Source organism: Actinocorallia longicatena (assembly GCF_039534125.1).
In the GTDB taxonomy this organism is placed as follows: Bacteria; Actinomycetota; Actinomycetes; order Streptosporangiales; family Streptosporangiaceae; genus Actinocorallia; species Actinocorallia longicatena.
In genome coordinates, this window is sequence record NZ_BAAAUV010000032.1 from 52,144 (window position 1) to 71,728 (window position 19,585).

Here is a 19,585-nt window from a genome sequence, read left to right on the forward strand (position 1 = left end):
CTACCTCGCGGCGCGGTTGACGGCGCTCAGGACGGCCTTCAACGAGGCGGTGACGATGTTGGCGTCGACCCCCACGCCCCACAGGGTCTGGCCGTCGACCTGGCACTCGACGTAGGCGGCGGCCTTGGCGTCACCGCCGGCGCTCATGGCGTGCTCGTGGTAGTCCAGCACCTTGACCTCGACGCCCACCGGCGCCAGGGCGTCCACGAAGGCGCTGATCGGGCCGTTGCCGATGCCCTCGATCTCGCGGATCTCGCCGTCGACGCGGACGTCGCAGTTCAGCAGGTCCTTCTCGTCCACCCGCGAGGACGTGCGGTGCGCCAGCAGGCCGATCTTGGGCCCGCCGGACAGGAACTCGGCCTCGAAGATCTTCCACATGGCCTCGGCGGTGACCTCACCACCCGCGGAGTCGGTGTGCTCCTGGACCACGCGGGAGAACTCGATCTGCAGCTTGCGCGGCAGCTCCAGCGCGTGCTCGGTCTTCATGATGTAGGCCACGCCGCCCTTGCCGGACTGGCTGTTGACCCGGATCACGGCCTCGTAGGTGCGGCCGACGTCCTTGGGGTCGATCGGCAGGTACGGGACCGCCCAGGTGAAGGCCTCGACCGGGACGCCCGCGGCCTCGGCGTCGATCGCCAGGTGCTTGAAGCCCTTGTTGATCGCGTCCTGGTGGGAGCCGGAGAAGGCCGTGTAGACCAGGTCGCCGCCGTAGGGGTGCCGCTCGTGGACCGGCAGCTGGTTGCAGTACTCGACCGTGCGGCGGATCTCGTCGATGTCGCTGAAGTCGATCTGCGGGTCGATGCCCTGGGTGAACAGGTTCAGGCCCAGGGTGACCAGGCAGACGTTGCCGGTGCGCTCGCCGTTGCCGAACAGGCAGCCCTCGATGCGGTCGGCGCCCGCCATGTAGCCCAGCTCCGCGGCGGCCACGGCGGTGCCGCGGTCGTTGTGCGGGTGCAGCGACAGGACGATCGAGTCGCGGTACTTCAGGTTGCGGTGCATCCACTCGATCGAGTCGGCGTAGACGTTCGGGGTGGCCATCTCCACCGTCGCCGGCAGGTTGATGATCACCTTCCACTCGGGGGTGGGCCGCCACACGTCGTTGACCGCGTCGCAGATCTCGACCGCGTACTCCAGCTCGGTGCCGGTGTAGGACTCGGGCGAGTACTCGAAGAAGATCCGGGTGCCGCGCGCCTCGTACTCGGCGGCCAGCTTCTTGCACAGCTTGGCGCCCTCGACCGCGATGGCGGTGATGCCGTCCCTGTCCTTCTCGAACACGACCCGGCGCTGCAGGGTGGAGGTCGAGTTGTACAGGTGGACGATGGCCTGCTTCGACCCGGCCAGCGACTCGAAGGTCCGCTCGATCAGTTCGGGACGGGCCTGGGTCAGGACCTGGATGACGACGTCGTCGGGGATCATGCCCTCTTCGATGATCGTCCGTACGAAGTCGAAGTCGGTCTGGGAGGCGGCGGGGAAGCCGACCTCGATCTCCTTGTAGCCCATGTCCACCAGCAGCTTGAACATCTTCAGTTTGCGCGGGGTGTCCATCGGGTCGATCAGGGCCTGGTTGCCGTCGCGCAGGTCCACGGCGCACCAGCGCGGGGCCTCGGTGATCACCTTGTCGGGCCACGTGCGGTCGGTCAGCCTGACCGGGGTGAAGGGCTGGTACCGGGAGAAGGGCATGCCACTGGGCTTCTGGAAATTCATGGTTTCTTCCCTGCTGCTTTCGTCGGAGAGTTCACTCGATCGCGACCGGCGCAGCCGAAGCACCCGCGACGAGGAAGCCGGCCTCTCAGGCCTCGTCGCGGCCGCTAAGAAGAAGCAGCCCACGCAGCATGTCTCCGAACGTAGCAGATTTCACGGGTGTTACCGAACCCGTGTGGCGAACTCAACACCGCGGAACGTGTGCTTGTATGGCGATCCGGTGATCGATGCGAGGGGGGATCTTGCGGCGGGTCGGGGGATGCATCGCGGCGGCGCTGCTGCTCAGCGCAGTGCTGCTGCTCGGTACGGTGCCCGCGGCGGGCGCGCGGGCCGAGGAGCGCTGCAACACCGGGGAACCGGGATTCGTGGCGGGCGGGTACGCCGTCCAGGCCAACCGGTGGAACTCCCGTGCCGACCTGTGCGTGACCTTCGGCGGCGACCCGGCCTTCACGGTCAGCCGCAGCACCCTGGCCTGGGACTCCCTGTCCAACGGCGCACCCCCCGGCGCCTATCCCAACATCGGGACGTCCCTGGCCGACCGGCGCTTCCCCCGCGGCATCGACTCCCCCCTGTCGACCACCTGGGAGTTCAGGAAGGCCGAGGGCGACTACAACGCCTCCTACGACCTCTGGTACCACCCCGACGAGGCCGCCTGCCGCTCCACCGCCCCGCACATCGTCGCCAACCCCGGGGCCCTGGAGATCATGATCTGGCTGGCCAGCCCCGGCATCGACCCGGCCCCGAGCTGGAAGATCGCCGACGGAGTGACGGTCGCGGGACGCCTCTACGACCTCTACAAGTTCCAGGGCCCCACCGGCCAGGTCGGCCTGATCTACGACCTCCGCACGGAGACCACGAAGATCACCGGCTTCGACCTCGTCCCCTTCGCCCGCGACGCCGTCCGGCGCGGCTTCCAGAAGACCGAGGCCAGCCTCTGCAAGGTCCAGGCGGGCTTCGAGATCACCCGGGCCGGCCAGGGCCTCGCCACCACCGCCTTCGCCCTGGACGACACCGCCCTCGACGACACCGCCTCCGCGGCCACCCCGGCCCCGGCTCCGACGGCGGCCACCACGCCGCCCTCCCCGGAGGGCGGGGGCGGCCCCTCACCCTGGTGGGCGCTGCCCGTCATCGCCCTGACGACCGCCGCGGGCGTCCTCCTGTGGCGCCGCCGCCGCTAGCCGACCTGGGCCCACCGGGTTAGCCGACGTGGACCCACTTGGCGACGGAGGGGACTCCGGCGGCGTTGGTGGTGAAGAGCATGTACCAGCCGGGCGGGGTCAGGTTGGGGTTGGCGTTGAGCTTGACGGTGTACTTGCCGCCCTTCCTGGCGACGACCGGGAGGGCGACGGAGCGCTGGTTGGGGTCGGAGGAGTGGGTGACGGCGATCGGGCGGACCAGGGAGGCGCGGGTGACGGCCTGGCTGGAGGTGAAGGTCTGCTTCGAGCCGTACGCCCACTGCTTCTTCACGCCGCTGATCGCGGGACGGGGGCCCTTGAAGAGGTAGGGCGGGGAGAAGATCGAGATACGGGTGTCGAAGCTGTTGTCGCCCGGGTTGGAGCCCTCGGCGAGCACGCGGCCGTCGGGGAGCAGGACGGCCGTGTTGTGGTAGCTGCGGGCGACCGGGTCGCTGGCCATCGGCGTCCACCGCTCCTGGGCGCGCGGCACCGCCGGATTGAAGATCGACGCTTCGAAGACGTGGTTGGACCGGATGTTGCGCGATCCGCCGGTCTCGAAGACCGTCCCGTCGGGCAGGAGCACCGCGGAGACGTAGAGCTTGCCCTGCGGGAGGTCGGGGCCCGGCCGGTAGGCGGGGTTCGCCGAGTCGAGGTCGACGATGTCGGTGTGCTTGTGCCCGGGGATGCCCCGGGTGCTGCTCGCCCCGCCGATGACCATGACCCGCTGGTCCTGGGCGGGCGGCAGCAGGACGCTCGCCGACTGGTCGCGGGCGACGGGGTCGCGCAGGCCCCTGGTCTCGGTGAACGTCGGGGCGTGCCGGTTGCCGCCGTCGTCGTAGACACCGGCGGTGAGGGTGCCGTCGGCGGTGGCGGCCTGGCCCAGGTCGGCGATCGGGCCGAGCCCGAACACGAAGGAGCCCGAGTAGAACAGCTTCCCGTTGGCCATCAGCATCAGCGAGGGGTACATCGCCCAGTGGAAGCCGCTCTGGCGGATCTCGTCGGCCTTCAGCCAGCGGTTCTCGGCGTAGGAGTACCGCTCGGTGACCCGTGAGATGTAGGACTGCCCGTTGACGAGGTCGTCGGCGCTGCCCCCGACGGCGAACACGTCGCCGTTGCCGAGGATGGTCGCCGAGGGGTACCAGTGGCCGTCGTTGAGGTCGTTGAGCTTCTCGTAGGAGTTGGTGGCGGGGTTGAACAGGTAGGACTTCTTCGACCCGGTGAACCCGACGACCTCCTGCCCGCCCGCGGTGTACTCGCCGTACTTCTCGCTGCCGCTGAGCACGAGGACCTTGCCGTTGGCGAGCTGGACGTGGCCCGCGCAGAACATGTCGTAGGGCGTCTTGACGTCGGTGTAGGTGTTCTTCACCGGGTCGTAGACGCGGCTGGTGAAGCGCCCGGCGTCGAAGCTCCCCCGGTCGTTGCCCGATCCGGCGATCAGCAGGACCTTGCCGTTGTGCAGCAGGACGCTGTGCATGGCGCGCACGCCGTTGCCGCCGAACGAGCGGACCGTCCACTTGCCGCGCTTGCAGCCGACGGCGTCGGTGCAGATCCTCTTCGGCGCCTTGACCGCGTAGGCGGCGTAGTCGTCGGTCGTGACGCTCCCCCTGGCGGTGACCGCGAGCCCGAAGCGGACCTTGACCGTCCCGGCGGGGACGGCGGGCGTCCGGAACTTCGCCCGCTTCACCTTGGCGGACTTCGCCAGGCCCGCGGAGTCGGTCCAGTGCGACCAGACGCCCTTGGCGTTCTGCCGGAACAGCATGAACCGCACCGGCGCGGTCGACTTGTAGTAGACCGACAGGTCGAGCGCCTGCCCGGCCCTGGCCTTGATCGCGCAGGCGGGGGTCTGGACCAGCGCCCGCTGTCCCTTGCCCCCGGTGAGCGACACCTGGACGCCCCGCTTGCCCGACCGCCCCTTGACGACCTTCGCCCTGCCCTTGGCCGATCCGCTCCCCCAGGCCGTCCAGCACTTGGGGAAGCCCTTGACCAGGGTCTCCAGCCGCGGGTTGGGGGCGAGGTTGGTGGCCGCGGCCACGGGTGCGGTGCCGGGGAGGGCCGTCGCCGCGACGAGCCCGGTGCCGAACACCACGGCGCGCATCCGTGGCCGCTGGAACTTCATTTCACATTCCGCCCGTCAGCTGACATGGATCCATTTGGCCACAGAAGGTACACCCGAGGAGTTGTTCACGAACAGCATGTACCACCCGGGAGGGGTGATCTCGCGGCGCTTGTCGAGCTTCACCTTGTACCGGCCGCCGCCCAGCGAGGTGATCGGCAGCTTGACCGACCGCTGGTTGGGGTCGGAGGAGTGGGTGACGGCCGCCGGGCGGATCAGCGACGCGCTCTTGATCGACTGGCTGACCCGGATCTCGTGGGACGAGCCGTAGGCCCAGCCCTTCTTCGGGTTGGCCAGGGACAGCACCGGCTGCCCGCCGTGGAAGAGGTAGGGCGGGGTGTAGATCGACAGCCGCATGTCGAAGGCGGTGTAGCCGGCGACGTACTCGTCGTCCTTGTTGCTGCCCGCGGCCAGGACGCGGCCGTCGGGGAGCAGGAGCGCCATCGAGTGGTAGGTCCGGTTGACCGGGTCGGCGGCCATCGCCGTCCACTTCTCCCTGGACCGGGAGACCGACGGGTCGAACGTGGCCGCCTCGTGGACGTGCTCGTTCTGCTTGATCTGCGAGCCGCCCGTCTCGAAGACCTTCCCGTTCGGCAGGATGACCGCCGACAGGTAGGTCTTGCCGACGCCCGCGGGCTGGCGGGTGCCCTGGACGGCGCCGCCGACCGGGTTGTTCACCCCGTTGGAGGGGTCGACGAGGCCGCGCAGCAGGTCGGGGCCCGAGCGGTAGCGGCTGGAGAAGCCCTTGCTCAGGTCGACGATGTTGGTGTCGTTCGTGGCGCGCTTGCCGCTGGCGAAGTCCTTGCCGCCGAGGATCATCACCCGCTGGTTCTGCGCGGGCGGCAGCAGCAGGCTCGCGGACTGGTCGCGCTCGCCCGCGGCGGTCAGCCCGGGGACGGCCTTGAACGCGCCGGTCCTGGGGTTGAAGAAGCCGGGGCCGCGCAGCTGGCCGTTGTTGTAGGCGGCCGAGCCGAACACGCTGCTTCCGCTGTAGAACAGCATGTCCTTGTACTTGGTCTGGATCAGCGCGGGGTAGGTCGCCCAGTTGATGTTGGGCTGCGCGACGTTGACCCACTTCCTGCTCTTCGCCGAGTACAGCTCGGCGACCTTCGACACGACGTTGTAGGGCGCGGCGGCCGTCGGGGCGTCGTTGTAGCCGCCGACGGAGTAGACGTCGCCGTTGGGCAGGATCGTGGCCGAGGGGTACCAGTGGCCGTCCTTCATCAGGCCCGCGGACTTCTCGTACTTGTTGGTGCGCGGGTTGAAGATGTAGGACTTGCGGGAGCCGGTCCAGCCGGTGCTCTGGGCCGCGTTCGGGCCCTCGAACTTGGCGTAGCCGTCGGTGCCGCCCATGATCAGGATCCGGCCGTCGGCGAGCTGGACGTGGCCCGCGCAGAACATGTCGTAGGGCGTCTTGACCTTCGTCATCCGGCCGGTCTTCGGGTCGTAGACCGTCGAGCTGAAGGTGCCGCCGGCGAAGCGGTAGCGCGAGTTGCCCGAGCCCGCGATCAGCAGGACCTTGCCGTTGTACATGAGGACCGAGTGGATGGACCGCTCGTTCTTGCCGCCGAAGTCCTTGACCTCCCAGCGGCCCTTGGTGCAGGCGCTGCCGTAGGTGCAGGGCGCGGCGCCCTTCGCGGCGCTGATCTTGTAGTCGTCGGTGACGAGGGTGCCCGCCCCGGCCAGGCCCATCGCGTACCGGATCTCCCGGGTGCCCGCGGGAACGGCCGCGGTGCGCACGGTGGCCCGCCTGAAGCCGCCGGAGGCCGGGTGGAAGGGGAAGTACTGCCACTTGACCCACTTGCCGCCGGCCGTCCTGCGGAACAGCATCACGGCCGACTTGGCGGAGGCCGTCTTGTAGTAGAGCGTCAGGTCGTACTGCTTGCCGGCGGTCACCTTGATCGCGCAGCCGGCCTTCTGGACGGCGGCGATCGCGCCCTTGCCGTTGGCCGAGGTGACGCTCGCGGCGCGCTTGCCGGAACGTCCGCCCTTGACGACGCCCACCGTGCCCTTGGCGCCGCTCGTCTTCAGGGCGGTCCAGCACGCGCCGGACTCGAAACCGGGATTCTGCACCTTGGTCGAGGGGACGGCCGATGCGGGGGCCATGCCCGGAAGGACTGCCGCCGTGCCGACGACCGATGCGAAGAGGACGGCTCGTGTCCTCTTGGTCGTGAACCTCACTGGGGGCCTCACTCAGACGGGTATCGGGGGTTGTGGGGAGGTGTTAAAGGGTGTCACAAGCGATCTTGTTATGGTCGGGATCCAGTCCATGCCGGTCCCGGCCGGGAACCGTGGCCTTCGTCACGCCGATCTTCTTCAGGAAAGCGCATCTGGCCTTGGCCGTCGTCACCTCGGCCGGGAAGTTCCAGGGCACGCAGACGCCCGCTCCCCCGCCGTAGGCGCGGTCGCAGCCGTCGGTGCCCTCCTTCTCGGGGGCGGCGGTGTCCTCGGGGCGGGGCGCCTCCGAGGGCGTGCCCAGGTCGAGGACCTCGGGCGTCGCCTCCTCGCTGGGCGGTTCCGAGGTGGGCACCGCGGGCGCGAAGTACTTCCTCTTCGGCTTCGCGGTGCTCTCGTCCGCCGAACCATGGCGGACGAACAGGAAGCCGGCCAGCGCCACGGCCAGCGTGACGGCCGCGGCCACGGCGATCACGGCCTTGCGCGGGAGCATCTTCATCGAGCTTCTTCCCCCCGAGGCCGGGCTCAGGAATTACAGGCGATGTCGTCGCGGTTCGCGTCGAGGCCCTGACGGTCCTCGCCCGCCACCGTCAGGTTCCCGAAGCCGTTCAGCCGGAGCCACTCGCACTTGTCCCCGACCGCGGTGATGCCGTCGGGGAAGGTCCAGGGCACGCACTGGGTGACCGCCCCGTAGTTGTGGTCGCAGCCGTCGTAGTTCTCCGGGACGGGGATCGGCTCAGCCGTCTCCACGGCCCGCGGGTCCGCGGTGAAGACCCGTCCGGTGACCCCCGTCACCTGGGGGGCGGCCGTGGGCCGCGCGCTGGGCTCCGCCGAGCCGGGGCCCGGCCCCGCCGTCGGCGGCGGGGTGTCCCCCGCGGTCGCCTCCTGCGACCGCGCCACGGGCGCGGGCGCCTCCTTCCCGCCGACTCCGTGGCCGAGCAGGAGGACGGCGGCCACCGCGAGGGCGGCGGCCGCCGCGCCGCCCAGAGCGATCACTACGCTCTGGCGGTCACGGTGCGGCGGGCGGCGGAGATCCATGGCTAGCCCACGTGGATCCACTTGGCCACGGACGGAACACCCTTGGAGTCCGTGGCGAACAGCATGTACCAGCCGGGAGGGGCCACGTTCCCGTTGTTGGTCAGCTTGAACCTGACCGTGCCGCCCTTGATCTTCAGCGAGGACGGGGCGACCGCCCGCTGGTTCGGGTCGGAGGAGTGGGTGACCGCGCCGGGACGCATCAGCCACGCCGACTTGATCGTCCGGTTGGTCTTGATCGTGTGGGTCGATCCGTAGGCCCAGTACTTGCTGTCGACACCGGTGATCTTCGGCCGGGCGCCCTTGTACAGATAGGTCGGCGAATAGATCGAGATCCGGGTCTCGTAGAAGTTGCTGGCCGGGTTGGAGCCGGCCGCCAGCACCCGGCCGTCCGGGAGCAGGATCGCGGTGTTGTGGTAGGTACGGCCGACCGGGTCGGCGGCCATCGAGGTCCACGCGTTCGGCTTGGCCGGGTTGAACACCGACGCCTCCCGCACGTACTCGCGGCGGGCCTGGTAGGAGCCGCCGGTCTCGAAGACCGTTCCGTCGGGCAGCAGCACCGCCGAGACGTAGGTCTTGGCCTGCTTGAGGTCGGGACCCTTCTTGTAGACCGGCTTCTTGGCGTTGAGGTCGACGATGTCGGTGTGGGCGTGGGCGGTGTTGCCGTCCTGGCGGAAGTCCATGCCGCCCATGACCATGACCTTCTGGCGCTGCGCCGGGGGCAGCAGGACCGCGGCCGACTGGTCGCGGGCGTTGATGTCGCGCAGCCCGCCGACCGGCGCCCAGGTCGCGTTGGTCCCGACCTTGTTGTTGTGGTCGTTGAAGATGCCGGGGCCGGTGTTGTACTGGTTCTGGCTCACGTCGGTGTCGTCGTGCTGGCCGATCGGGTGGCCGAACACGCTGGAGCCGGAGTAGAACAGGCGGCCGTCCTGCATGAGGATCAGCGAGGGGTAGGTGGCCCAGTTGATGCCCGGCTGGACGATCTTGTCGGCCTTCAGCCAGGCGCCGCCGGTCGCCGACTTCTTGTTGTACTTGAACCGCTCGGCGACCCTGGAGACGTACTGCCAGCCGCCCGCGTTGTACTGGCCGGCGTAGCCGCCGACGGAGTAGACGTCGCCGTTGCCCATGATCGTGGCCGAGGGGTACCAGTGGCCGTCGTTCATGTCGCTGACCCGGTGGTACTTGTTGTCGCGCGGGTCGAACAGGTACGACTTCTCCGAGCCCTGCCAGCCGTCGATCGGGTTGGGGTTGCCGTCCACGTAGGTCGGGTACTTCTTGGTGCCGCTGACCACGAGGACGCGGCCGTCGGGGAGCTGGACGTGCCCGGCGCAGAACATGTCGATCGGGGTCGGGATGACCTTGTGCTTGCCGGTCGCCGGGTCGTACAGCCAGCTCGTGAAGCGGCCGGCGTCGAAGTTCTCCCGGTTGTTGCCCGAGCCGGCGATCAGCAGGACCTTGCCGTTGTTGAGAAGGACGGTGTGCATCGCGCGCACGCCCTTCTTCACGGCCTGGCCGATGTCGCCGGAGTCGCCGCCGGCGGCGTTGGGGACGGGGTCGCCGAAGCCGACGACCTTCCACTTGCCGCGGGTGCAGCCGTTGACGTCGGTGCAGGAGCCCTTGACCTTGCCCGCCTTGGTCAGCGAGTAGTCGTCGGTGGTGATGCTGCCCTTGCCGGCGATCGCGAGGCCGAACCTGACGGCCTTGGTCCCCGCCGGGACGCCCCCGGTCGTGACGCTCGCCCGGTGCCACCTGGTGTTCGCGGCGCCGACGCCCAGATCACCCCAGTGGACCCACTTGCCGTTGGTCTTCTGGCGGAAGAACATCACCGACATCTTGCTGGTGCTGCTCTTCATGTAGAAGGACAGGTTGAACCGCTGGCCGGCGGAGGTCTTGATCGCGCAGCCGGGGGTCTGGATCAGGGCGCGCGCCCCGGAGACCCGCACCGACTGGGTGATCTGGACGGCCCGCTTGCCGCCGTGACCGGCCACGATCTTGGCGCTGCCCTTGTTGGACCCGTACTGCCAGGAGGTCCAGCACTTGGGGAGCTTGCCGCTCATGGTCTCGAGCTTGGGATTCTTCACGAGGTTCGTCGCCGCCTGGGCGGGCGCGACCCCCTGCACGAACGACGCGGTCACCACCGCTGATCCGAACAGCACCGCGCGGACTCTCGGCCGGTGGAACCTCATCTTTGAACTCCTCGAACGCTTCATGGGTGACTCAGCCGTCGCAGGCGATCTTGTTGCCGTCCGGGTCCAGCTTCTGCCGGTCGGCGCCGTGGACCTTGGTCTTCCTGAAGCCGTTGATCTTCAGCCACAGGCACTTGTCCTCGTACAGCTCGATGCCGTCGGGGAAGGTCCAGGGAACGCACTGCGTGGGTTCGCCGTAGTTGTGGTCGCAGCCGTCGAAGTTCGCGGGGAGGGACGTCGTGCCCTGCTTCTCGCGGTCGGCCCGCGGCGCGATGGTCTCCTCCTTGAGGCCGGTGGCCTGGGGGACGACCGTGGGCTTCTCGCTCGGCACGGTGTCGGGCGGGATCGGCTCGGCGGTCGGCGCGGAGGTGTCCTCCTGGAGCGCGGCCACCTGGACCTTCTTGTCGTTCTTCGGCCCGGACGGGTCCGTTCCGCCACGGATGAGGAAGACCCCCGTCACCGCCGCGGCCACGATCACGGCGGCGCTGAGCGCCAGCCAGACGACCCTTCCCTTAACCGGAACAGACATATCCGGACTCCACCTGCTTTACCTCGAATACCGCTGGGTCACCCCAGACTCACATGACACAGGTGAGATGCAGGTGGTTCGCGGAAAGTTCTTACGTTTTATGGATTTTTTTCGATTCAGCGGATGCTACCAGCGGGTCCTGATGGAACATCCGGTATGCCGGACTATCGGAGGAGCTCGCTGAGCGGGACCGTCTCGTAGGTGCGGACGGTGCGCCTGCGCTGCCGCGGCACCCTCGGGGTGACCTGGGCGGGAGCGCGGAACACCCAGCGCTTGTAGGCGTAGTAGCGGAAGAGCGTGGCGAACATCGTGCCGACGACGAGAAGGCCGTTCCCGGCCAGCGCGCCCTTCAGCCCGAGGACATAGGTGCCGAAACCGAGGAAGACCTGGGTGATCGCGAGACCGATCGCGTTGAGCCCGAAGAAGATCGTGTACTCGCGGCCGAGGCCGCTGCTCTCCCGGTGCCGGAAGGTCCAGTAGCGGTTGGCGAAGTAGGCGAAGGTCGCCGCGACCAGGGTGGCGACGCCGTTGGACGTCAGGGGACCCACGCCCATCGGCCCGTGCAGCACGTTGAAGAGCCCGAAGGTGATGACCGCGGCGATGGCCCCGACGCTGCCGAACTTCGCGAGCTCGCGCGCCAGGCGCCTGAGCATGGAGTACATGGAGAGACCAATCAGGCGGGGACGGAGGCCCGGAACCCGGTGCCGGGCCCGGTGACGCGGAGCGGCCCGCCGGCGAAGGGCACGAACACGGCCTCCCCCGGCGTCAGCCGTTCGACGCTGTCACCGCGGGAGACCTCGAGGGAGCCTTCGAGGCACAGGACGGCCCCCGGGCCCGGCACGTCGACCGTGAGCACGGGATCGGGGCTGAGCCGGGTCAGCCGGAACTGACGGACCGGAGCGGGATAGAGGTCTTCGCCGTCCTGGAGGGCGGAGGCGGCGACGAGGTCGGGCGGTGACGGCTCGAACCGGGTGATCGCGAGCAGCTCGGGCAGGTCGATGTGCTTGGGCGTGAGCCCGCCGCGCAGGACGTTGTCCGAACCGGCCATGATCTCCACGGCGGTGCCGTGCAGGTAGGCGTGGATCGTGCGGGGCCGGGCGAACATCGCCTCCCCCGGCTGGAGGACGACCAGGTTGAGCAGCAGCGAGGTGACCACGCCCGGATCGGCCGGATACTGCTCGGCGATCCGCCGGGCCCAGGAGCAGGCGAGGCCGCCGGTGCCGGCCGAACCCGTGACGACCTCGGCGACCAGGGCCCTCCTGTCGGCCTCCGGCCAGTCGGCCAGCAGGGTGACCGCGCCTCGCGGGCCCTCGGCCCGCAGGACGGCGGCGATCCTGCCGGTCCGCTCCCCCGCGAGGCCCTCCAGCAGCGCGGCGGCCTCCTCGACGGGCCGGAAGCCGCACAGCGCGGTGAAGGGCGTGAGGGCGCAGACCAGCTCGGGCTTGGGCCAGTCGTCGTGGTAGCTGCGCTTGGCGTCGCCCGCGGGGATCCCGGCCTCGTTCTCCCTGGCGTACCCGGCGGCCGCCTGGGCGGCGTCGGGGTGGACCTGGATCGACAGCGGGCGCTCCACCGCGAGGATCTTCAGCAGGAACGGCAGCCGGTCCCGGCCGGGACCGAGCGTCCCGGCCGGGTCGGCGCCGATCAGGTCGAGCAGGGTGCCGCCGCCGGCCAGGCGGGACGGCGCGCCGGGATGCGCGCCGATCCACAGCTCCGCCTCGGGTCCGTCACTCGGGACCGGCCTGCCGAAGAGCTCGGCGAGGACCGTCCTCGACCCCCAGTCGTAGGAGCGGATGACGTTGTCGAGTCGGTGGAGATCACTCATGGCCGGCTTCCGTAGCTGCTTACTTGCGGCCGTAAGGGTACTTGGTCACATAGGTGCGGAAGGTCTTCAGCGACGACTTGGTCGCCTCGATCCGGTAGTCGCCGTCACCCGGCTTGTTCATGTTGAACCAGATCAGGCCGATGATGTCCTTGCGCTTGGCGACGTTGGTCAGCAGGTCGGCGATCTCCTTGTTCCGCTTCGGCCCGCGCTTGGAGCCCGTCTCGGCCAGCAGGATGGGCTTCTTGCTGAACGTGCGGATCTTCTTGATCGTCGGCTCGAAGAAGCCCTTGAACGTCGCGTTCTTCTGGCCCTTGTAGTAGCCGATCACGCCGACCCAGTCGACGTAGGAGTTGCCGGGGTAGAGCGGCTTGAGCTTGACCTTGGGCATCGGGTAGATGACGTTCGGCGCCCACAGCCACTTGGCGTTGGTCGCGCCCTCGGCCTTGAAGATGTCGTGGATGTGGCGCCAGGCCGCGACGAACTGCTTCGCGGTGGTCTTCTTGGTCGCCCAGTCGTACCACCACCCGTTCATCTCGTGCCCGAAGCTGATCATGACGGGCACCTTGCTGGCCTTGACCTGCTTGGCGTAGGCGTGCAGGAACGCGTCGCTGTCGCCCGCCGCGATCGTCTTCAGCGGGACGCCGTGCGGCTCCCACTCGAGCTGGGGCAGTGCGCCCACCTTGTAGGCGGCCTTGGCCCAGTCCGCCGGGTACGGGGCGTTCCAGGCCTGGAAGTGCTTCATGATGTTCGGCGCGCGGCCGACGTTCTTCTTCAGGACCTTCGACTGCGCGGCCGGGTTGTCCTTGTACTTGCCCTCGACGTAGATGCCGAGGTACTTGCGCTTGGTGGCCCGCAGGACGGCGTCCGGCTCGCTGCCGCCGGCCGTCGACACGGTGTCGGCCTGAGCCGTCTTGTCGACTTTCTTGTCCGCGTCCGAGGAGCAGCCCGCCACGAGGGAGAGCGGGAGAACGGATGCGATGGCGATGAGACGGAACTTCATACAAGGCCCCCAAGGGTCGGTGTGAAAGCGGTGTTCCGGCCCTGGGGCCGGAGGTCGCGCGGCCGGGGCGACGGCGGATCCCCCGCTGGGTGATCCTCGCCGTCGCCTCGGCCGCGACGTCGCCGCTCGTCTTGCTGACGCCGGGCTCACGCCCGGCGACGTCGATCGGCTACTTGCCGGACGGCCACGTCGGGTGCTTGGGGTTGAACCCGAAAGCGCCCTTCTTGAGCGAGGCCTTGAAGGTGTTGACCGAGCTCTGGCTCCACTCGATGCGCCAGTCGGTCTCGTTCGTCCCGACCTTCTTCTCGTTGAACCAGATGAAGCCGATCACGTTCGGGTACCGCGCGACGCCCGCGAGGAAGTCCTTGATGTCGGTGTTGCGGCGCTTGCCGACCCAGGAGCCGACCTCGGGGATCAGGATGGGCTTCTTGGTGAACTTCCGGACCTGGACGAAGGTCGGACGGAAGATCTTCTCGAAGGAGCTGATCCACTTCTTCGCGGGGTCCTGGTAGTAGCCGACCACGCCGACCCAGTCGACGTAGGACGAGCCCGGCCAGAACGGCTTCAGCGGCACCTTCGGACGGGCGCCGATCTGGTTGGCCTGCCAGAGCCAGATCGCGTTCGTGGCTCCCATCGCGCGGAAGATGTTGTGCATCCGCTTCCAGGCGCCCTTGAAGTCGGACGGGGTGTTGCGCGGGTTCTGCTTGCAGGCGTTGTAGTCCGCCTTGTACTCCCCGCACCAGCCCCACTCGTACCAGTCGCCGTTGAACTCGTGGAACGGGCTGAAGGTGACCGGGACGTTCGCGGCGCGGATGGCGACGGCGAGCTGGCGGATGTAGTCGTCCTGCTCGCCCTTGGCGATGTCGCGCATCGTGATGTCGAAGGTCCTGAGCTCGAGCTCGAACTGCGGGATCGAGCCGTTGCGCCAGACGCTCTGCGCCCAGTTGATGTCGAAGCCGCCGCCCCAGTTGACGAACGTCTTGATCATGTTCGGCTTCTTGCCGATCTTCTTGCCCAGCGCGTTGGCGCGGGAGATCGGGGTGCCGCCGGAGTTGTCCTTGGTGAAGACGCCGACGATCTCGCGCCGGGGGTAGAGCAGCTTGTTCACGTTGTACGCGCCGGGCGCGTTGTACCGCGTGAAGTTCTTCGGCATCTTGTTGTTGTAAACGGCCTTCTTGGCGGCGGCCTTCTTCTTGGCCGTGGCCTTGGCGCCGCCGGCGACGGAGGCCTTGGGCGCGCCCGCGTCGTCGGAGGCCTTGGACTGCGGCTCGTAACCCGGGTCCGTGGACTCGGTCCGGCCGCTGCCGCTGTCAACACTGGCCGTCGCCTTCGGCGCGGCGGGGGCCGCCTTGGGGGCGGGCGTGGGGCTGGCGCAGGCGGCCGCGAGAACCGCGGGCAGCGCCATCACCAAGAGGGGGCGGATGGACGTCATGACTGGGAGTACTCCAAGTTGATTAGCGTCACTACTTGACCGGTACGTCGTTGGCGATCCAGATCTCGTGAGTGCCCCGGGTCCAGCCGAGACGGAAGGGGACCGTGTTCAGGATGCGGTAGGTACCGCTGTCCCTGAGCTCGGCCTCCAGCGCCTCGTCGGCCTTGGACAGGAACGGTCGTTCCAGGACCACCAGATCGAAGGTCATCTTCTTCAGGGCCTTCGTGGGGTCGCCGGCCGAGGTCGGCGTCCACTGCGTCGGCTTGGTCTTGTCCTTCAGGTAGTAGTTGATCGTTTCGGGGTCGGACGCGAGGTACTTGCCGGTCGGCTGGACCTGGGTGGCCAGCACTTCGGCGAGCCTGCTCGCGTTCGGCCAGAGGGTGTATTCGTAGGAGGACTGGGCCATGCCGATCGACAGCAGCGCGACGGCGGCCATGATCCCCCACTGGGGGAAACGGAAGTGGCGCCCCACGATGCGCACCAGGCCAACGCCGGCCATCGTCGCGGTGAACAGGGCGCTGTAGGCCAGCGGCGGCTTCCACAGCGGGGCCACCGAGGGCGTCAAGGTCAGGAAGACCGGGGCGAGGATCGGCGGCAGGCACAGGATGACGCCGAGCATGATGCGCCAGCCGATGCCGGGAGGCTCCTCGTCGTAACCGCGGGGCACCTCCCCCATCCGGGCTCGCTTGACGTAGAAGCCCGCGCCGGCGAGGGCCAGGCCCGTGATCAGGCCGAGCCAGTGGAAGGTCCCCTCCGCCAGCGTCCCGATGTCCTCGGACTCGGGCATCTTCTGGTTGGAGGTCACCGAGGCGGTGAAGGCCGCCATGCCGATGGTCACGAGCACCAGCGGCGCGGTGCGGGCCGCGGCCATGACCGGGGCGACGACGCGGACCGACACCAGCAGCGCCAGCAGCGTGACGACCGGCAGGTAGTAGAGGGCGGAGTAGTTGACGACCACGGCGAGCGCCGCGACCGGTGCCGCCAGGAACACCGGCCAGGCCGGTCCCTGCCTGCTCTCGATCGTCAGCCAGGTCGCGAGGGCCAGCAGCGCCAGGCCGAAGGCGTCCACCGTGGCGAGCGCCCCGACGACCAGCGTCGGCGCGATCACCGCGAACGCGAAGGCGGCGGCGAGGCCGACCCGCTCGTTGAACAGCCGCCGCGACCAGGAGTAGACCATCGCGGTGCAGGCCAGCATGCACAGCAGGCTGAAGAACCTGGCACCGGTGATCCCCAGCGCGTCGACGATCGTGGGGTAGATCGACTCGTTGCCCTGGATGAAGGGCGTGGAGCGGTAGTCGGTCAGCGTGTGGACCTCGCCGACGGACGGGGAGTTCCTCAGCCGCAGGGTCAGGACGGCCTGGAGGAACATGATCGTTCCGACCATGCCGCGGCTGACCCACTCGCGCCGCTTGCTGCCGGTCGGCGACCAGCCCATCGGGGGCGCCTGCGGGATCCGGTACGGCGCGGGCTTGACGTTCGCCCGTAGTTTCTTGCCCTCAGGGCGCGCTTCGGTCATCGTGCTTTCAGTTGCCATTCGCCGCCGCCTTGGCGTCGTAGCGAAGGTCCCGGGGGTCGCCGCCCATCTTCTGGAAGGCGGCGTACTTGTTCCACGCGGCGGTCGCCGCGGGCGAGGTGTTGATCAGGTAGTTGACCGTGTTGCCCGCGTCCTCGGTCTTCTTGACGTCGAACCACACGAAGCCGATGAAGTTGTGGTTCTTCAGCACCGTCGCGAAGAGCGTCTTGATGTCGGCCGGCTTGCGCTTGACCGCGTCGGAGCCGGTCTCCGCGATGAGGATGGGCTTGGTCGGCGCGAAGCCGTTCAGCTCCTTCGTCAGATCGTGGAAGGTGCCGCCGGGGCCGAGCAGGATGTCGTCGATCGGGGTGGCGTCGGCCTGCTTGCCCCCGAAGCGCATGTAGCCGCTGACGCCGATCCAGTCGACGTAGCCGTCGCCCGGGTAGAACTCCTTGAGCGCGGGCTGGTCGGGGGCCTTGGCCGCGTTCGGGCTCCACACCCAGATGACGTTGGTGGCGCCGACCTTCTCGAACTCGTCGTGGACGTGCTTCCAGGCGTCGGCGTACTGCTTCGGCGTGTTCTTGAGGGAGTCGCCGCGGCAGGCGATGCCGATGGCGTCGCCCGTCTTGCCGGTCAGGCCCTTCGACTTGCTGCAGTAACCCCAGCGGTACCACCAGCCGTTGAACTCGTGGCCGAAGGAGTAGGCGATCGGGATGCCGGAGTCGCGGACCTGCCCGGCGTAGGCGCGGATCATGTAGTCCCACTTGCCGGCGATGATCTCGTCGAGATCCTCCTGCAGCGGTTCGGTGTCGACGAAGGGCAGGGCCCCGGCGTCGTGGATCGCCTTGGCGCCCTTGATGTCGAAGTCACCGCCCCACTCCTGGAAGTACTTGACCAGGTTGGGCTGCTTGCCGGACTTCTCGCCGAGCGCGTTCCGCTTCTCCAGGCCCTCCTGCGGCGATCCCTCGTAGGAGACGCCCAGGTACTCGCGGTCCTGCCCGCCGACCTTGGGCGACAGCAGGGGACGCAGGTCGACCTTCGGCAGCGTGATGTCGGGGAGCTCGGCCTGCTGGCGCTCCTTCTTGTTCAGCGCGGGGTCGCCGCAGGCGGCCAGGGAGAAGATCATGGCGAGGGCGCAGAGGGCGCCGGTCAGACGGCGGCTCACAGGTCCTCCTCCACCACGTCCCGGAACTCACGCGGCTGGACCAGGACCCGCCCGACGACGAGCAGGTAGAACAGGCCGGCGCTGAGCGCCATGGCGACGTCCGGCGGGTAGACGTCGGTCATCCGCCAGGCCGCCAGGCCGACCCACAGGACGGCCAGCGCGCCGGTCCAGCCCGCGTAGGCGATCCAGACGCGGCGGATCTTGCTCTTCTTGGCGCCCTTGGACCCGGTCGGGGCCCAGCCCATCTCGCGGCCGCGGACCATGTCCCAGATCGCGAAGACGTGCGCCCAGCCCTGCATCATGCCGACCGCCCACGCCTCGAGGCGGAACGGTGCCCGGTGCCAGGCGGGGAAGATCAACGTCGCGTAGATCACCGAGGGGATCAGCCAGACGGCCGCCTCGAGGTTCAGCAGCGTCGGGTCGCCGAGCAGCATCACGATCGGCAGGATCGGCGCGATGATCGCGAACAGCGCGGTGTGGAGGTAGTAGAGCATGCCCGCCGCGAACGACAGCTTCGTGTTGAACGGCAGCGGGGCGTCCCAGAACTTCTTGCTCCACAGCAGCGAGAAGGAGCCCATGCACCAGCGGTACTGCTGGTTGTGGAAGGCGCGCAGGTTGTCGGGGCACACGCCCGCCGACAGCGCGACCGGCACGTACTTGGTGCTCCAGCCGAGGACCTGGAGGTCGTATCCGGTGTGGATGTCCTCCGAGTGCTCGATCATCGTCGTGCCGTTGTTCTCGGCGAGGGCCTCGCGCCGGTACAGCGCGCAGGAGCCGACGCAGATCGAGCCGTTGCGCAGCTGCCGGGTCACCTGGACCGAGCGGTAGAACATCTCCTGCGACGCGCCCGCGCCGCGCTCCACCCAGGTCTGGTGGTCGAGGACGCGGAAGAACTGCGGCGTCTGGACGATGCCGATCTTCTTGTCGTCGTCCATGACGGGCAGCAGCTCGGAGAGGATGTCGTGCCGGGGCGCGAAGTCGGCGTCGAGCAGCAGGATGAAGTCGCCGTCCGAGCTGTGGAAGCCGAACTGCAGGTTGCCGGCCTTCTTGAAGTAGCCGCGGTTCTCCCGGGAGCCGTAGCGGAACCCGAAGTCGGCGGCCATCGCGGCCAGTTCCTCGCTCGCGCCGTCGTCCAGGACGTAGGGCGTGACCCTGCCCGGGTAGGACTCGACGACCCGGCGGACGGCGACCCACGTGTTGTGGATGACCTCGATCGGCTCGCCGCAGACCGGCAGGAACACGTCGACGCTCGGGTAGACCGCCGGCTTCCAGTTGTCGACGATCCGCTGGTGGTGGTCGAGGTCGAAGTTCTTGGAGAAGATGTCGAACCGCAGCGACAGCAGGTAGTTGATCGCCGTCACCGACAGGAACGGGACCGCGATGTACCACTGCCGGGCGTTGAGGAAGATCACCGCGCTGATGACGATGCAGATGAAGCTGACGAACGTCCCGAGGTTCAGCAGCCAGGTGTACCGGCGGACGTAGGAGTACTTCTCCTGGTCGTTCGGCGGCTGCGGCAGCAGCGGCGACGGGTCGGGGATGACCGGGACGGGCCGGAGCCTGCGGCCGACGGGCTGGGGCCGCCGCGGCATCGGCGGCAGGTCCTCCATCGTGCGCAGGGTGTCCCCGCCGCTGCCGGGAGGCGCGGGGGGAACGGGGCGTCGCGGCGGGCGCGGGCCGAGGGCCCGCTGCTGGGGCCGTCCCTGGGCGGCGGGCCTGCCACCGGGCGCGGGCCTGCC

The 19,585-nt window shown here is 68.8% G+C and carries 15 protein-coding genes; 1 reads left to right on the forward strand and 14 read right to left on the reverse strand.

From position 1 onward, the window contains the following. Positions 1–1,704, reverse strand: a complete 1,704-nt coding sequence (gene leuA / locus ABD785_RS35975; RefSeq protein WP_344837710.1) for a 2-isopropylmalate synthase — start codon at positions 1,702–1,704, stop codon at positions 1–3. 239 nt (positions 1,705–1,943) lie between these two features. On the opposite strand from leuA, the gene ABD785_RS35980 reads away from it, so the two are divergent. Beyond that, positions 1,944–2,879: a GH12 family glycosyl hydrolase domain-containing protein gene (locus ABD785_RS35980; RefSeq protein ID WP_344837713.1), complete on the forward strand. Its 936-nt coding sequence runs from the start codon at positions 1,944–1,946 to the stop codon at positions 2,877–2,879. Positions 2,880–2,898: 19 nt separating this feature from the next. On the opposite strand, the gene ABD785_RS35985 is transcribed toward ABD785_RS35980, so the two are convergent. The 13 genes from ABD785_RS35985 to ABD785_RS36045 all read right to left on the reverse strand — a co-directional run. Beyond that, entirely contained in the window at positions 2,899–4,992 is a 2,094-nt protein-coding gene (locus ABD785_RS35985; protein WP_344837716.1) for a galactose oxidase early set domain-containing protein, read from the reverse strand. Positions 4,993–5,007: 15 nt separating this feature from the next. Continuing rightward, positions 5,008–7,095 carry a galactose oxidase early set domain-containing protein gene (locus ABD785_RS35990; RefSeq protein WP_344837719.1) on the reverse strand — a complete coding sequence of 696 codons (2,088 nt, stop codon included), beginning with the start codon at positions 7,093–7,095 and terminating at the stop codon, positions 5,008–5,010. A gap of 118 nt (positions 7,096–7,213) precedes the next feature. Then, entirely contained in the window at positions 7,214–7,663 is a 450-nt protein-coding gene (locus ABD785_RS35995; RefSeq protein WP_344837721.1) for a hypothetical protein, read from the reverse strand. 26 nt (positions 7,664–7,689) lie between these two features. Next, entirely contained in the window at positions 7,690–8,202 is a 513-nt protein-coding gene (locus ABD785_RS36000; protein WP_344837723.1) for a hypothetical protein, read from the reverse strand. Positions 8,203–8,204: 2 nt separating this feature from the next. Then, positions 8,205–10,385, reverse strand: coding sequence for a galactose oxidase early set domain-containing protein (locus ABD785_RS36005; protein ID WP_344837725.1), 2,181 nt, complete (start codon positions 10,383–10,385; stop codon positions 8,205–8,207). 31 nt (positions 10,386–10,416) lie between these two features. Continuing rightward, on the reverse strand, positions 10,417–10,914 hold the full coding sequence (locus tag ABD785_RS36010; RefSeq protein WP_344837727.1) for a hypothetical protein: 498 nt from the start codon (positions 10,912–10,914) through the stop codon (positions 10,417–10,419). Between the two features lie 164 nt (positions 10,915–11,078). Then, positions 11,079–11,567 carry a GtrA family protein gene (locus ABD785_RS36015; RefSeq protein WP_344837729.1) on the reverse strand — a complete coding sequence of 163 codons (489 nt, stop codon included), beginning with the start codon at positions 11,565–11,567 and terminating at the stop codon, positions 11,079–11,081. A 20-nt stretch (positions 11,568–11,587) separates the two neighbouring features. Then, complete coding sequence (manA, locus tag ABD785_RS36020; RefSeq protein WP_344837731.1) at positions 11,588–12,736, reverse strand: mannose-6-phosphate isomerase, class I; 1,149 nt, start codon at positions 12,734–12,736, stop codon at positions 11,588–11,590. Positions 12,737–12,755: 19 nt separating this feature from the next. Continuing rightward, a complete protein-coding gene (locus ABD785_RS36025; RefSeq protein WP_344837733.1) occupies positions 12,756–13,736 on the reverse strand; it encodes a glycoside hydrolase family 26 protein in 981 nt (326 codons plus the stop codon). Between the two features lie 169 nt (positions 13,737–13,905). Continuing rightward, on the reverse strand, positions 13,906–15,168 hold the full coding sequence (locus ABD785_RS36030; RefSeq protein ID WP_344837735.1) for a glycoside hydrolase family 26 protein: 1,263 nt from the start codon (positions 15,166–15,168) through the stop codon (positions 13,906–13,908). A 31-nt stretch (positions 15,169–15,199) separates the two neighbouring features. After that, entirely contained in the window at positions 15,200–16,684 is a 1,485-nt protein-coding gene (locus tag ABD785_RS36035; RefSeq protein WP_344837737.1) for a glycosyltransferase family 39 protein, read from the reverse strand. A 7-nt stretch (positions 16,685–16,691) separates the two neighbouring features. Continuing rightward, on the reverse strand, positions 16,692–17,846 hold the full coding sequence (locus ABD785_RS36040) for a glycoside hydrolase family 26 protein (protein WP_344837740.1): 1,155 nt from the start codon (positions 17,844–17,846) through the stop codon (positions 16,692–16,694). After that, positions 17,843–19,585 (reverse strand): glycosyltransferase family 2 protein (locus tag ABD785_RS36045; protein WP_344837742.1); only part of this gene is annotated, 1,743 nt, incomplete at its 5' end. The genes ABD785_RS36045 and ABD785_RS36040, both read right to left, overlap by 4 nt.

Excerpts from the sequence above, each read along its gene's own strand:
- ABD785_RS36005 (WP_344837725.1), bottom strand. The coding sequence starts at position 10,385 with ATGAGGTTCCACCGGCCGAGAGTCCGCGCGGTGCTGTTCGGATCAGCG.
- ABD785_RS36000 (WP_344837723.1), bottom strand. The coding sequence starts at position 8,202 with ATGGATCTCCGCCGCCCGCCGCACCGTGACCGCCAGAGCGTAGTGATC.
- ABD785_RS35990 (WP_344837719.1), bottom strand. The coding sequence starts at position 7,095 with ATGGCCCCCGCATCGGCCGTCCCCTCGACCAAGGTGCAGAATCCCGGT.
- manA (WP_344837731.1), bottom strand. The coding sequence starts at position 12,736 with ATGAGTGATCTCCACCGACTCGACAACGTCATCCGCTCCTACGACTGG.
- ABD785_RS36035 (WP_344837737.1), bottom strand. The coding sequence starts at position 16,684 with ATGACCGAAGCGCGCCCTGAGGGCAAGAAACTACGGGCGAACGTCAAG.
- leuA (WP_344837710.1), bottom strand. The coding sequence starts at position 1,704 with ATGAATTTCCAGAAGCCCAGTGGCATGCCCTTCTCCCGGTACCAGCCC.
- ABD785_RS36025 (WP_344837733.1), bottom strand. The coding sequence starts at position 13,736 with ATGAAGTTCCGTCTCATCGCCATCGCATCCGTTCTCCCGCTCTCCCTC.
- ABD785_RS36030 (WP_344837735.1), bottom strand. The coding sequence starts at position 15,168 with ATGACGTCCATCCGCCCCCTCTTGGTGATGGCGCTGCCCGCGGTTCTC.
- ABD785_RS36015 (WP_344837729.1), bottom strand. The coding sequence starts at position 11,567 with ATGCTCAGGCGCCTGGCGCGCGAGCTCGCGAAGTTCGGCAGCGTCGGG.
- ABD785_RS35985 (WP_344837716.1), bottom strand. The coding sequence starts at position 4,992 with ATGAAGTTCCAGCGGCCACGGATGCGCGCCGTGGTGTTCGGCACCGGG.
- ABD785_RS36010 (WP_344837727.1), bottom strand. The coding sequence starts at position 10,914 with ATGTCTGTTCCGGTTAAGGGAAGGGTCGTCTGGCTGGCGCTCAGCGCC.
- ABD785_RS35995 (WP_344837721.1), bottom strand. The coding sequence starts at position 7,663 with ATGAAGATGCTCCCGCGCAAGGCCGTGATCGCCGTGGCCGCGGCCGTC.